This is a genomic window from Haladaptatus cibarius D43 (assembly GCF_000710615.1).
In the GTDB taxonomy this organism is placed as follows: Archaea; Halobacteriota; Halobacteria; order Halobacteriales; family Haladaptataceae; genus Haladaptatus; species Haladaptatus cibarius.
Genome location: NZ_JDTH01000002.1, coordinates 1353421 through 1366678 on the forward strand (window position 1 = coordinate 1353421; position 13258 = coordinate 1366678).

Sequence of the window (13258 nt, forward strand, 5' to 3'; positions counted from 1 at the left end):
TGTTTGTTAATATTGTATCTGTGACAATAGGGGTCGTGATTGGGGTTGGGGTGGCAATTGGTCAATATTACAATATTGAAAAAGGCAGCATATAATCAATAGCATCGAGAACTGCAAGACATCCACAAATATCTTTTCAATCCTGCGACTCTTCCGCGCCGCGCACGCGTGCGCGGCGCACTTTCGCCGCCGTCAGTCGAAGCACCTCCCGCAGAGCGGCGTGTCGCTTCCAGAACAACGCGAGGGCTAACACGATGTAGCAAATTGAGTACGCGATGAGTAACCAGTACGAATACGTCGCGGCTTGTGCGGGCGGAAGCGTCTGTAAAAGGATGAACTCCGCCACCACTTGCGAGCTAAACAGGACGAGAATCGTAACCGCCTCGCGGACGCTAATTTGGAAGTTGATGAGCACCGAGATAGCAAACAGGCTCTGTGCCGCGGTCAACCAGATTTCGGCCGCCTGTTTTCGGTCGAACGGAAGCACGCCATACTGTCCGAGCGCGAGGCTGTACACCACGACGAGGGTTCCGATGAGGAGCGTCCACTGGTTGAGTTTCGAGGAGATGAGCGCGTTGAACGCCGCCGTCGAGCGCGCCTTGTTGACCAGATACGCCGTCACGATGAGTTCCGGACTCTCGCTGGCGAGGGGTGCAATCCACTGGAGCATGAAAAACGGTGGAATCCCGAACTGAAGACCGAGCGTTTCGAGGCCGTGTGCGAACGGTTCGACGGCAGTGAAGATGAGAAATCCCGAATAAAAGAACAGCACGAAGACGATTGGGATGCGAACCGAACGGGGCCGGCGCTGGAAGTACGCCGGAACGCCGACGTGTTCTTCTGCGCCGACCTCTCCCTGAATGATGATTGCGATGTAAATCGCGTAGAGACTGACCAACACGATGGTATCCATGGCGTCGATACCGCCGCCGAACGGGACGAAAAAGGCGTAGACGGTCGCACAGAACAGGAACAGAATCTCGGTTGCGATGTCCCGGTCGAGCGGAATCGAATCCCCGAATTGAACGTTCTGCTCTATGAGTCGCGCGCCGTCGTGCTGACGAGCCTTGTGAATCGAAAAGAGCGCGATGCCCGACCAGCCCAGTCCGATGAGGATTCGGTTCGCACCGGTCATGTTCGCAACGGCGAGATTTGCGGCTTCCCGTCCCGCCTCCGTCCCGGCGTTCGTTCCGGCAGTCCACGCGAAATAGGCGTCCACCGCGTACTCCGGGGCGACGGCGAGGATAGCGAGGACAGCGAGCGCGAACGCGCGCGGAACGTCTTTTTCCGCGGTTTCCGCCCCCCATGCGAGAAGAAAGGACGCCCCGAGAATGGCGAGTCCGCTCACGGCGACGACAACCAGCGTTCCGAGCGCGTGTTGAGCGCCCGTCGTCCAGACGCCCACCCACGAAAGGGTCAGCAAAACCGCCCCGACGAGGGCGGTGAGCGGATGGCGTAGCAAAGAACTCATGGGTTCTTACTGAACCACGGCGTGCAAGGTAACGGTTCCGTCGGCTAAGCAGATAGCAGTCCGGGGAGAATCGGCGACCCCCGAACGACGATTTATACATGTCTTCGCCGTACATCGGACGGGCCATGTTCGACCGAATCCTCATCCCCATCGACGGGAGCGACTGCGCGAAGCGCGCCGCGAAGTACGGTTTGAAACTCGGAACCGCCTACGGTTCGACGGTAACCGTGGTCTACGCCCTCGAACGAAGCAGGTTTCGACGAGTCGATACGGAGACACAGGCCGAGCGAGAAGAGCAAGCTACCGATTACTTCGCCGAAATCGAAGCCATGGCCGACGACGTTGGCATCTCGGTAGACACCACTCTTTTGGAGGGAAAACCGCACGAAGCAATCGCGGAGCACGCGAGCGAAATCGACACGAATCTCATCGTCATGGGTCGCCGCGGACGGTCGGGGCTGAGCGGACAACTACTCGGAAGCGTGACCGACCGGGTGCTCCGAACCGTCACGGTTCCCGTCTGTGCGGTTTCGAACGGCGAAATTTCGGACGAGACGGGAGAAGCGTACAATCGAATACTCCTCCCGACGGACGGAAGCGAGAACGCCGAAAACGCGACGCCATACGCCGTGAGCGTTGCAAAGCAGTACGATGCGACGGTCCACGTTCTCAACGTCGTGGACGTGGAGATGGAGGGCGGACTGTTCAGTGCGGGTGGCGTCTCGAAGGAGTTCATCGAGCGATTGGAAGCGCGGGGAACCGAGACGGTCGAACGAGTCGCGGAGCGCGCTCGCGGAATAGACTCCGAAATCAACCTCGAAACTGCAATCGTTCGAGACGCGCCGACGGCGGGTATTCGAGAGTACGTCAACGACGAGGACATCGACCTCGTCGTGATGGCATCGCGGGGCGAGGCAAATTTGCGAGGACAGTTACTCGGAAGCGTCACGGATACGGTTCTAAGCGTCGTGGACGTGCCTGTTCTCGTCGTGACGAAAACCGTGGAAACGGCGTGAAACGTTCGCGTTTTTCTTATCAGGGCTGTTCGAATCGAAATTCCGAACGTCCGAAATTTGGTGTGTTCCGAACTCATCGCGTGAGAGTCCGTTTAGAACGGGAATCATATCCAAACATGCTGTGGTTAGTACAAACCAAACGCTGGAAACTCGCTAAGAAAGCGCGAAGTCCACGGAGGACAGGGTGCGTATAACGAATATAGTCCATCAGAAACGCTGGAATATCATGCCTCCGACGACTGACGACTCGTCTGACAGTGAGCAGAAAGCGGAATCGAAGACGAGTCGAGGGCATTCGACTCCGGAGTCATCGACGGCGGAACAACCGCTTCGAGTCGGGGTTCTCCTTCCCGGCGAGACGGTTCCCGCGTGGATGAAACGCGCCATCGAGCGCATGGTCGCGGAGACGAACGTCGAGATTACGCATCTCGTTATCAACGACGACGCAGGGCCCGACGACCTCAGTGATTACCGTGCGGGGTCGTTTCCCGGCGGCGTTCTGGAGTACATTTCGTGTAGCGTCGAACGACTGCGGAAACATCTCCTATGGTCGTTGACCGGTGTTGCTCGGCAGTTCGCGGAAACACCCGACTACCAAGAGCCGAAAGCAATCGATTCTATCGCGGGGTTTTCGGGTGCAAAACGGTTGTACTGCCAACCCCTTCCGGCGTCCGGATTCGGCAATCTCCTCCCCGACGATGTGGCCGAGGAAGTCGGCGAAAACACGGATGCCGTCATCCGATTCGGGTTCGGCGTGCTGAAAGGCGAATTTTTGGAGATGCCGACCCACGGCGTGTTGAGTTTTCATCGCGGGGACTTGGAGACCTACCGCGGGCAGCCGGGCGGGTTGTGGGAGTTTTTGAACGACGAACCGACGGCGGGCATCACGCTCCAGCGAATCAGCGAGACGTTGGACGGCGGGGAAATCATCGCCGAACGGACGGTCGATATTTCCGACGCTCGAACGTGGCGCGAGATAGAGCGTCGGCAAATCGCCGTCTGTGAACAACAGCTCGCGGTCGGTGTCCGCCGACTGCGAGATTCGACGTTCGAACCGACTACCCCGGATTCGCTCGGCACTCTGTACACCATGCCGACGGGCGTGGATGTCGTTCGCTACGTCTGTAAAACTGCAATCGGAACCCTCTGCAGGGATAGACAGACCGGAACGAGGGAAAGCAGTCAGACGCAGCGCGAACGCGACGTTACGTGAAGATTCGAAACGACCGCAAAAGATGAAAGCGATTGGTGTGTCAGCCGTCAGACTGTAACTGCCTTCTGCTGTGAGAGCGACTGCGGGACGGAGACTTGATACGTCGTGGTTGAACCGTACTGCGTCGTAATCGTCACTTCTGCCGTGTCACCCTCTCCCAGACCCAATCCATCGTCGCTGAGGTGGTAGGCTGGAATCGTCAATCTAAGACGGTCGTCCTGCGAATTGAGAACCGGACGGGAGCGGTCAGTGTCCTTGATGGGACTGATAGCGAACTCGTCGTTCTCCGGTGCGACGATGACGGTGTTGCCATCTATCGAGGAGTTGTTACCGACGAGCGTCGTCGCGCTGTCCGGCCCTATCCACTGGACGGTAGCCGTGGAGAGATTGATGTCGTCAGACCCCGACCCACGCATGACAGTAAAGTTGACGAAATCGACGTGCTTGTCGTCCGTGACGTTACCGTAGGTGCTGACGACCTGCACGCGATTCGAAACCTGCGCACTACTTTCTTCACCTGTCTGTTCGGACTTCGACTGAAGGAATCCCGCTGTGTTGATGAGAACCCCCGCCGCAATCGCGGCGACCAACACCATCGCAATGAACACGATGAGTGTCCCAATACCGACTTGACCTCTGTTGTTGAGGCGCGTTTCGAGTGTGTCTTTCATTATTTCTCGTGGCCCGGAAACCCGGACACTCATGAGCATGTCCAAAGCAGTCGGTTAACTCTTCCTGTATCCTACCAGATTTATTTTATTTCCATTCGCTAGCTAAAACGATGCATTAAGGCAATTAGACCCTATAAACCGCAATAACATAGAGAATAGATAAAATATATTATGGTTAGATCAGGAAGTTCAGGCCGCTATTTCTCGGCAGGTCGTGACTCCTCTGCAACCTCGTACAGCGGATTCGGAACCGTGCCGTGCTCGGAGGCGTGTGGCCGCCCATCCGCATCCTCATAGCCGTAGTCCAGCAGGCGGTTTCGGTTCAGACAGAGTTTGGTGAACTCGGGGCGGAGCAGGTCGAACAGTTCGAATCTGTCTTCGAGTTCGGGGAACTCGGACTGGTAATCGAGAATCGCGTTTCGAACCTGCGACCAGAATTTCCCTTCCGAGTAGTCCGCATGGGTCGCCAGCGAATCCGATACGTACCGGAAGACGCAGACGAACAGTCCGGAGAAGATGAACTGACAGAGGCCTTCCGGCGGTTCGGAGCGAAGCACTGCGGAAAGGTCGTCCGGTAGGGATTCGAGTTCCGGAAGCGGTTGGTCGCTGACGTTCACGTCGTCCACGAAATCCTTCACCGCGAGGCGGTGCGGTCGGCCATCTTTCAACACGAGGATGGTGTTCTGGCCGTGCGGGGAGAACACCGTTCCGTAGCGATAGAGGTAGTGGAGAAGCGGCGGCAGGACGGTCGAGAACAGTTCGTCCAGCCATTCTTCCATCGTCAGCCCCGACTCTTCCACGAGCGATTCGAGGAGCGGTTTCCCGTCTTCTTCGTGCATTAGCGCCGAGAGGGTGATTGCCTGTTCGTCGTCTTCGAGGAAGGTGTAGATGCTCTCGCGCCAGACGCAGCCGAGCAATTCGTCGTACTGGTAGGCAGAACCGTCCAGTTGCGAGAAATCCGGATGGTCGTAGTTTAGTCCCGCGATTTCGCCGGGGAGAATCAGGTCACATTCGTCGCGCAAGAATGTATCGTCCTCGTAAATTCCCTTGATGTACTCCGTAACCATCGGCGCGGCCTCGGTTCGCTCACCCGGCAGACCGCGGTAGACGAGCGTGTTGAGAATTCGGAGCGGGAGTTTGACGTGGTGGCGCTCCTCCTCGTCCACGTTGACGAAGGTTCGAATCGACTGCTGTGGCAGGTACTCGTCCGGGCCGTCGCCGAGGGGAACGATGTTCCCCGTGGCGATTTCGTCCGCGAACAGTTGGACGATGCTGTTCTCCCACTGCCACTCGTGAATCGGAAGATAGTAGTAGTTCTTGGGGTCGTAACCCTTCGATTCGAGTTTGGTGTCGAATTTCTCCCGAAATTCGCCGAGTTCGCCCTCCACCAGCGATTCGTGGTCGAGTCCGGACACCGCCTCGAAGGTCGATCTGTCGCGTGACACCGCGACCCACGAGAGCGTCACTGGCTGTTTCTGTTCGGGTGCGTAATCGAGGTAGTCGTCGTAGCCGAATCCGAGCCGACCCTTGTTGTAGGTAATCCACGGATGGCCCCTCATCTCACCTTCCAGTTCGGCGTAATCGAGGTCTGTCGGGTCGATTCCCTCGTCATCCTTGGCTTCGATGTGCGCGTCCGCGAGCATCGTGTTTCGATACTCCCGAATCAGGTGCCCCGTCGTCATGTCGGAGACGCCGATGGTGTCCTGTGCGTCAAGCAGGAACTGAACCGGGTCGGTCGCCGGTTCCCAGTCGCCAGTCCCCCGTCGTTCGAGCGACTGGGGTTCGACGTGCATCCAGTCGAACTTTCGCTCTTTTGCTTCGAATCGGTATTCGACACCCTCGGTCAGTCCAAGATGGTAGGCCCCATCTGCGGTTTCCTCGGGGTCAATGAGTTCCTCGTAGCTGAACTCCGCCAGCATCTTCGCCAGCAGATTTCTGCCGACAGTCTGCCAGACCTCCGTCGAGAGGGCGTCTTGTAGTTGTTCGTGGTCGATTCGTCCATCCGTTTCCGTCGTGAGTTCTTGCATCGTTAATCCTCCTGCAATGGTGTCCGCTCGCTCCGCAGTCGTTCGCTGTTCGGTGCTTTTGAGACGAATTGCTCGACCGAGAAATCCTGAAAGACGGTGTCTTCATCCACGGGATACACCTCCTCTCCAGCGATCGATTCGATGATGTGTGCGTTTCGATAACAACCGAGTCCGAGGTCGGGCGTGCCGACGCCGTGGGCGTGCATTCCGGCGTTCTGGACGAACATCCTGCTCTCCGCGTCGAATCCGACTTCGAAGTTGGATTCAACGCGGACTCGCCCCTTCGCGTCTCGGGCGATTCGCTCCTCGACTCCGGCGAGGAACGAGGGCGTCGGGCGGTGGTACCCCGTGCCTAAAATCACGACGTCGCTCTCGTGAGCGAATCGTTCGCCAACCTGCCACTGCTCGCAGATCAGGCGATAGCTATCGCCGACCTGCTCGATGTCCTGTACGTCCGTCATAGCGAGCATGCCGACGTTCGGGTCGTCGCCGCCGACAGACCGCTCGTAGAGCAGGTCGTAGATTTCCTCGCTGGTGTTCTCGTCGATGCCTTTGTACAACAAGCCCTGTTCCGGCAGGAGGTCGTCTTTCGTCTTCTGTTCTAACTCGTGGAAGTACTGGGTGTACTCCGGCGTGAAATGCTGGAGTCCCAGTTTCGAGTACTCCATCGGGAAGAACCCGTCAGACCGAGTGAGCCAATCGAGACGGAACTCCGCCTCCGGTTGATGGCGAAGCAAATCGAGGAATATCTCTGCGGCGCTCTGGCCCGACCCGACGACCGTAATCGAATCGGCGTCCAAACAGCGTTCTCGCCGATTTAGATACGAGGCCGAGTGGAACACGTCTTCGTCGGAATGACCGCGAAGCGGTTCCGGAACGAACGGAACGCTCCCGACACCGACGACGATGTCCTTCGCGCGGTATTCGATTGGCTCACCCATTTCGCCCGTCTCGCCCGCGTTTCCGTTTTCGGGACTGCGTGCGATGACGCGGAATTCGTCCGCCGATTCGTCGTAGGTCACGTTGGTCACGCGCCGACTGAACCGAGTGTTGTCCAACTCCTCGGCAGTCCAACGACAGTATTCGTCGTACTCCCGGCGCGGCACCTGAAACGTCTCGTAGAAGTAAAATTCGTAGAGACGGTCGTGCTGACGCAGGTAGTTCAGATAGCTGTAGTCGCTCGTCGGGTCGGCGAGCGTCACGAGGTCGGCCATAAAGGGCACTTCGAGCGTCGCGTCCTCGATGAGCATCCCGCCGTGCCATTCGAACTCGGGTTTCTGTTCCAAGAACACCGAATTCAAATCGGTGGGAGAAAGCAAGGCAGAGAGGCCGAGATTGAACGGGCCGAGTCCGATTCCGAGAACGTCGTACACGTCTTCACCTTGCCCTTCGCTCGTCTCCGTCTCATTCGTCCCCGTCATCAGCCCAGCACCTCCCGCTCGAATCGCTCGCGCTCACAAATCATCAAGAGGGCGTCCTTTTCCTCCAGTTCGATTTCGCGCTGTGGCTCGAAGCCGCATTTCTCGAAGACGTGAATAACTTTCTCGTTACGGACATCGGGTTCGGTCACCACGCGGTCGGTTTCGTCGTGGCGAAACTGGAAGGCGGTCATCGCCCGAAGCAGCGGCTCTGCGTAACCATGGCCCAAAAATTCGGGCACGCCGATGAGCAGGTGAATCCCTTGATCTGTCGGCTTCGCGTCGTAGTGGTCTGCGAGGTCGTCGTCCACCGCCCAGTAAGACTCCCAGTAGCTCATCGGGACGTGGTCGAGATGGCCGATGTAGGGCGTCATGTGGTCGTCGTCGAGCTTTTCCGCGAGTTTTTCGCGGAACTCGGGAAGCGGGTCGTTCCACTGCCAGTAGGGTAGGACGTGGGGTTCGTTCAGCCAGCGATGGAGGCGACCGAGGTCGCGCTCCATCGCCACGTTGCGGAACGAAACCGTCTTCTCGATGGTCGAATCGTGCGTCTGGAAGTCGTACTCCGACGCCACGATTCCGGCGAGGCCGGTCATTCGTTTTCATCCTCCGTGGCCGTCACGATGGGGTTCGGAACCTCGGTATAGACCGACTGGTTTTCGAGCGTTCCGGTCAGTTCGTCCATGCCGCGGAACCGCGTCAGTAGGTTCGCCTTGCAGGCCAACCGTTCCTGTGTGAGCAGACTCGACAGCAAGGACGATTCCTCGTGGTCGTGTTCGGTCAGGGATTCGAGTTCCTCGCGCAGAATCGACAGCAGGCGAGACTCGTCCACGAGTTCCGCCGTGCCAAAGGCGTTGATCACGCCGAGCACGTTGTTCAGGACGACGTAGTAGCGGATTCGTTCGTCCGCCAACTCGTCCGAGACCAGCGTGTCGGCGCGTTCCGCGACGCCCGGAAGCAGGGCATCGACTTCGTCGTGGCCCGACTCGGTGAAGTAGTAGCCCTGATTGTCTCGGTAGTGGAATCGGCCTGGATAGCCGTCACGGAGCGTCAGAACGCTGTTTTGCTGATGGGCCTCCAAACCGATTCCGTAGTTCAGGTAGAGCCACAGCACCGGCCTGAGCGAGATGGCGAGATACTGGCGGAACCAGTCTTCGCTCACGTCGGCCGTGGGTCTTCCTTCCCTGTCAGCGATTTCCGAGACGACGTTTGCGAGGCGCGAATCGCCACCAAACATGTGGTCTTGACAGAGGCCGACGATTGGCGAGGCACCCTTCGCGTCCTCGCCGCGGAATGGATTTTCGCGCAGGACGACCTCGAATCCGGATTCGGGTGCCGACTTCGTTCCGACATCGACGGTGAGATACGCCGGGTCGCGCACCACGCCGAAATTCGGGAACCGGGTTTCGAGTTCCGACCCGAGTTCGGTGTCCATCAGTTCGGTGATTGCCACGCCGCGTTCCAGTTCCGGGCGTTTGTTCGTCCGCTCCGAGTTGGTGATGTTCACCGCGAGCGATCCTTTCACCATGAACGCCGACTCCGGATTGTAGAGGGTTCGAACCGACGACGTGGGGTAGTACGGCTCGCCGTGCGCGCCGAGGTACTGAAGCCTGCCATCCGCCAGCAGGGATTCGACGTGCGGTTGGGAGAGCAGGTGGTTCGCCTGCCACGGATGTACCGGGATCAGCACGTCGTCGCTTTCCACGTGTTTCTCGCGGAAGGATTCCGAAACCTCGGAATCGTCCCGCAGTTCGCCTTTGACCCATTCGTCGGCACGCCGGTCGCGCGCGGAATCCTGTGCCACGATTTGGGGGTCGGCCCGGAAGTAGTGGAGCGAAAATTCTCCCCGCAGTTCCGGGGCATAGGTGGGGGCGTTTCGTTCCGCGATACCTTCTCGGCTTTTCGGCGTCGGGTGGAGCAGGTGGCCGAAAATCAACGACTGCTCGGCGTCTTTAAATTCGAAGTCGGTGCCGTACAGTCGGTCGCGGTCGTGCGCGCGAGCGCGGACGAACCGCTCGATTCGGGCCTTGCTCGACAGCACGCGGAAGAGCAGTTCGTCGCCGACGTGGTCGCCTCCTCGTGCGAGCGAGAGTTCCTTGACGACGAGACTCGACAGGGTCGCGTAGTCGAGGTCACGCCAGCCCTCACTCGCTTTGAACCGAATCGGGAGGTCGAACAGATGTCTCCCGGTTGGAGAACGATACGACAGCGGCGCTCGAACGCCGATTCCCAGAATCGGGAGTTCGAACTGAATCGTCTCATCGGCCGCTGCGGAGTCGTCGGGAACCACGTCGTACGCGCCGGTTTCCCGGAGATAGCAGTTGAGGAATGCGTGAATCGTCGCAGATTCGGCGGCATCCGCCGATTCGATGCTCGAGTCCAGTTGGGCAGTCTCCGGTGCCGTCATCGTTCCACCTCCGGGAAAACAGCGCGAAGGGAACTGCCGCGTCGTTCGATTGCGTCGAGGATGTCCGCGACATCGGCCAGCGTGGTTTGCGGATTAAGCAGGGTGAACTTCAGCGCGGTAACGCCGTCCACTTCGGTTCGGGCGACCACGGCATCACCCTCTCGCAGCAGTGATTCGCGTATCGCCTCGTTCAGCCAACTCAATCGCTCGTCGTCCATGTCGCTATCAGGACGATAGCGGAACACGACCGCGTTGATGGTCGGTTCGGCGACCAGTTCGAACGACGAATCGGAAACGAGCAGTTCCGCAACCTCCTCCGCGAGGGCAATCGTCTCATCGACCAGCGTCCCGAATCCGTCCCGACCGAGCGCGCGGAAGGAAACGAACGGCTTCAGCGCGTCGAATCGTCGCGTCGTCTGCACTGATTTGGCGACGAGGTTCGGCACGGAGGCGTCCTCCGGATTAAGGTACGAGGCGTTTCGCGCGATGTGTTCGTACTGCGACCCGTCGCGTAGGAGGAACGCGCCACAGCTAATCGGCTGGTAGAACAACTTGTGGAAATCCACCGACAGGGAATCCGCTCGGTCGATACCCGAAAGCAGTTCCCGATGGCGGTCTGACAGCGCCAGCGCGCCGCCGTAGGCCGCATCGACGTGGAACCACAGGTCGTGTTCCTCCGCGCGCTCCGCGAGTTCGGAGAGTGGGTCGATGCTTCCGAAGTCGGTGGTTCCCGCCGTGCCGACGAGCGCGAACGGGAGCAGTTCGCGCTCGTCCAGTTCGGCCAAGGTGCGGTCGAGCGCGTCGGGACACATCTCCCGGTCGTCGTTCGATTCGACGGTGACGACCGCGTTTTCCCCAAGTCCGAGGTGGGCGGCCGCCTGTTCCGCGGTGAAGTGCGCTTCCTCGGAGCAGAGGATTCGCATAGCTTTCGCGCGGTGGGGCAGTCCCGACCGCTGTACGTTGGTGCCGAATCGTTCTTTGGCGAACCGTTCGCGGGCCAGTAGCAGGCCCATGAAGTTCGACTGCGTCCCGCCGGAGGTGAACACGCCGTCGCCGGAATCGCCGTAGCCGAACAGGTCACAGAGTGCTTCTACCATCCGCGTTTCGAGGTGTGTCGCCGCCGGACTCTGGTCCCACGAGTCCATGGACTGGTTCGTCGCGGACAGCATCGCCTCCGCGGCGAGTCCGGAAATCATCGGCGGGCAGTGCAGGTGCGCGAGACACTGCGGGTTCGAAACGCCGACCGAATTTCGGAGAACGGATTCGGCCGATTCGAGGGCCGACTCCAACCCCTCGCCAGAGTCCGGAATCATCTCCACCTCGGCGATCTCCTCGCGGAGCGATTCCGGACTGGCACCAGAGTACGGGTCTGCGTTTTCCACGAACGCATCGAGAACCGCGTTCGTCGTCTGCTCCATCGTCGTTCGATACGCCTCTGCGCCCTTCTCGCCGCCCAAAAACAGGGATTCTTCGGGCGTCGCGGCGTCCGCAGAATCCTCTCCGTCCGCGAAATCGGCTGATTCCGCGGACGGTTTCGCCGAAGACGCGAGACGCTCTTCGGGTGATTTGTTCATTTGGCGGTCACCTCCCGGCGAACCGCGGTGCCGACCGCGTCGTAAAATCGCTCGGCGATGGCGTCCACGTCGTCCTTCGTGACGATGAGCGGCGGCAGGAATCGAACCGTACTGCTGTCGCGGCCGCCCAGTTCCACGATGAGGCCGCGGTCGAAACATTCGTCACGGATTTCGGAGGCGAGGTCGGAATGTGTCGGATAATGTCCGAGGTCGTCCGTCTCTGCGGCGATATCGACGATTTCTGCGCCGAGCATCAAACCCCGCCCGCGAACGTCGCCGACGCAGTCGAACGTTGCTTGAGTGTCTTCGAGGTGACTCCTGAGTCTGTCGCCCATTTTCTCGGCGTGGGAGTCGAGGTCGTTTTCGAGGACGTGCTCGATGGTCGCCTGTCCCGCCGCCATCGCCAGTTGGTCGCCGCGGAAGGTTCCAGCGTGGGCACCCGGTTCCCACACGTCTAACTCCTCTTTGTAGACGACGACCGAAAGCGGGAGGCCGCCGCCGACCGCTTTCGAGAGCGTTATCACGTCGGGTACGATGTCGGCGTGCTCGAAGGCGTACAGTTCGCCCGTGCGGCCGAGTCCGGTCTGGATTTCGTCCACGACGAGCGGGATGTCGCGTTCTTGGGTCATCCGCCGGATTTCCCGCGTCCAGTCGTCGGGGGCGGGAATCGCGCCGCCCTCGCCCTGCACGAGTTCGAGCACCATTCCTGCCGGGGAGACGACGCCGCTTTCCGGATCCGAAAGGACGTGTTCAACGTATCGACTCGCGGTTTCGTGGCCGGATTCGCCGCCGATACCGAACGGACAGCGATACTCCGAGGGATACGGGAGATGATGCACGTCGGGCATCGTTCCCGGAACGGATTCTTTCGGGTCGGTGTTGCCCATCAGTCCGAGTGCGCCGTGGGTCATCCCGTGATAGCCGCCCTGAAACGCGAGTACGGAGCGATTTCCGGTGGCTGTTTTGACGAGTTTCAGCGCCGCTTCGATGGCGTCGGTTCCGGCGGGGCTACAGAACTGTACCCGCGCTGACTCCGAAAACTCGTCGGGAAGGCTGTCGAACAGCGTGTCCACGAACCGCTCTTTCGTCGGCGTCGTGATGTCGAGCGTGTGCAGTGGTCGCTCTGCGTCCAGCACGTCCTCGATGGTCTGCACCACGACGGGGTGGTTGTGGCCGAGCGCGAGCGTTCCTGCCCCCGCCAGACAGTCGTAGTAGACGTTTCCATCCGCGTCCTCGACTTCGACGCCGTTCGCTCGCTCGATGGCAATCGGAAGGTGACGGGGGTACGTTCGCGCGTTCGATTCCCGGCGCGCTTGCTGGGACAGCAAGCGCGCATTTTCGCTTTCGCTCCCGGTCATCGAATCCCTCCGGCCGAATCGAGCAGGAGAGATGACGCTATTCGTCCATTTCGTGGCGTACATCGACGCATTACAGATTTTAGGCTCGCCTAAACCCATGTAAAAC

General features: G+C 59.6%; 10 protein-coding genes. 2 read left to right on the forward strand and 8 right to left on the reverse strand.

Features of this window, described 5'->3' with window-relative positions:
- Positions 1-136 precede the first annotated feature (136 nt).
- Positions 137-1471, reverse strand: a complete 1335-nt coding sequence (locus HL45_RS12335; protein WP_049971386.1) for a sodium/calcium exchanger protein — start codon at positions 1469-1471, stop codon at positions 137-139.
- A 98-nt stretch (positions 1472-1569) separates the two neighbouring features.
- On the opposite strand from HL45_RS12335, the gene HL45_RS12340 reads away from it, so the two are divergent.
- Positions 1570-2487 (forward strand): universal stress protein, encoded by a 918-nt coding sequence (locus HL45_RS12340; protein WP_049971387.1) that lies wholly within the window; start codon positions 1570-1572, stop codon positions 2485-2487.
- A gap of 226 nt (positions 2488-2713) precedes the next feature.
- Positions 2714-3700, forward strand: a complete 987-nt coding sequence (locus HL45_RS12345) for a formyltransferase family protein (protein WP_049971388.1) — start codon at positions 2714-2716, stop codon at positions 3698-3700.
- A gap of 47 nt (positions 3701-3747) precedes the next feature.
- Here the strand turns inward: HL45_RS12345 and HL45_RS12350 are convergent, their stop codons facing one another.
- The 7 genes from HL45_RS12350 to HL45_RS12380 all read right to left on the reverse strand — a co-directional run bounded on the left by HL45_RS12350 (position 3748) and on the right by HL45_RS12380 (position 13152).
- The gene (locus HL45_RS12350; RefSeq protein ID WP_049971389.1) at positions 3748-4371 is read right to left on the reverse strand and encodes an archaellin/type IV pilin N-terminal domain-containing protein; all 624 of its coding nucleotides are present in this window, start codon (positions 4369-4371) and stop codon (positions 3748-3750) included.
- A 197-nt stretch (positions 4372-4568) separates the two neighbouring features.
- On the reverse strand, positions 4569-6398 hold the full coding sequence (locus HL45_RS12355; RefSeq protein WP_049971390.1) for an IucA/IucC family protein: 1830 nt from the start codon (positions 6396-6398) through the stop codon (positions 4569-4571).
- Positions 6399-6400: 2 nt separating this feature from the next.
- A complete protein-coding gene (locus HL45_RS12360) occupies positions 6401-7819 on the reverse strand; it encodes a lysine N(6)-hydroxylase/L-ornithine N(5)-oxygenase family protein (protein WP_049971391.1) in 1419 nt (472 codons plus the stop codon).
- Positions 7819-8409, reverse strand: a complete 591-nt coding sequence (locus HL45_RS12365) for a GNAT family N-acetyltransferase (protein WP_049971392.1) — start codon at positions 8407-8409, stop codon at positions 7819-7821. Before HL45_RS12365 ends, HL45_RS12360 begins: the two co-directional genes overlap by 1 nt.
- On the reverse strand, positions 8406-10220 hold the full coding sequence (locus tag HL45_RS12370) for an IucA/IucC family protein (RefSeq protein ID WP_049971393.1): 1815 nt from the start codon (positions 10218-10220) through the stop codon (positions 8406-8408). Before HL45_RS12370 ends, HL45_RS12365 begins: the two co-directional genes overlap by 4 nt.
- The gene (locus HL45_RS12375; protein WP_084156911.1) at positions 10217-11794 is read right to left on the reverse strand and encodes a pyridoxal phosphate-dependent decarboxylase family protein; all 1578 of its coding nucleotides are present in this window, start codon (positions 11792-11794) and stop codon (positions 10217-10219) included. Before HL45_RS12375 ends, HL45_RS12370 begins: the two co-directional genes overlap by 4 nt.
- On the reverse strand, positions 11791-13152 hold the full coding sequence (locus tag HL45_RS12380; protein WP_049972026.1) for a diaminobutyrate--2-oxoglutarate transaminase: 1362 nt from the start codon (positions 13150-13152) through the stop codon (positions 11791-11793). Before HL45_RS12380 ends, HL45_RS12375 begins: the two co-directional genes overlap by 4 nt.
- Positions 13153-13258 lie beyond the last annotated feature (106 nt).

What these genes read in the sequence shown, in the direction of transcription:
- HL45_RS12335 (WP_049971386.1), bottom strand. Translation starts at nt 1,471, where the DNA reads ATGAGTTCTTTGCTACGCCATCCGCTCACCGCCCTCGTCGGGGCGGTT.
- HL45_RS12340 (WP_049971387.1), top strand. Translation starts at nt 1,570, where the DNA reads ATGTCTTCGCCGTACATCGGACGGGCCATGTTCGACCGAATCCTCATC.
- HL45_RS12345 (WP_049971388.1), top strand. Translation starts at nt 2,714, where the DNA reads ATGCCTCCGACGACTGACGACTCGTCTGACAGTGAGCAGAAAGCGGAA.
- HL45_RS12350 (WP_049971389.1), bottom strand. Translation starts at nt 4,371, where the DNA reads ATGAAAGACACACTCGAAACGCGCCTCAACAACAGAGGTCAAGTCGGT.
- HL45_RS12355 (WP_049971390.1), bottom strand. Translation starts at nt 6,398, where the DNA reads ATGCAAGAACTCACGACGGAAACGGATGGACGAATCGACCACGAACAA.
- HL45_RS12360 (WP_049971391.1), bottom strand. Translation starts at nt 7,819, where the DNA reads ATGACGGGGACGAATGAGACGGAGACGAGCGAAGGGCAAGGTGAAGAC.
- HL45_RS12365 (WP_049971392.1), bottom strand. Translation starts at nt 8,409, where the DNA reads ATGACCGGCCTCGCCGGAATCGTGGCGTCGGAGTACGACTTCCAGACG.
- HL45_RS12370 (WP_049971393.1), bottom strand. Translation starts at nt 10,220, where the DNA reads ATGACGGCACCGGAGACTGCCCAACTGGACTCGAGCATCGAATCGGCG.
- HL45_RS12375 (WP_084156911.1), bottom strand. Translation starts at nt 11,794, where the DNA reads ATGAACAAATCACCCGAAGAGCGTCTCGCGTCTTCGGCGAAACCGTCC.
- HL45_RS12380 (WP_049972026.1), bottom strand. Translation starts at nt 13,152, where the DNA reads ATGACCGGGAGCGAAAGCGAAAATGCGCGCTTGCTGTCCCAGCAAGCG.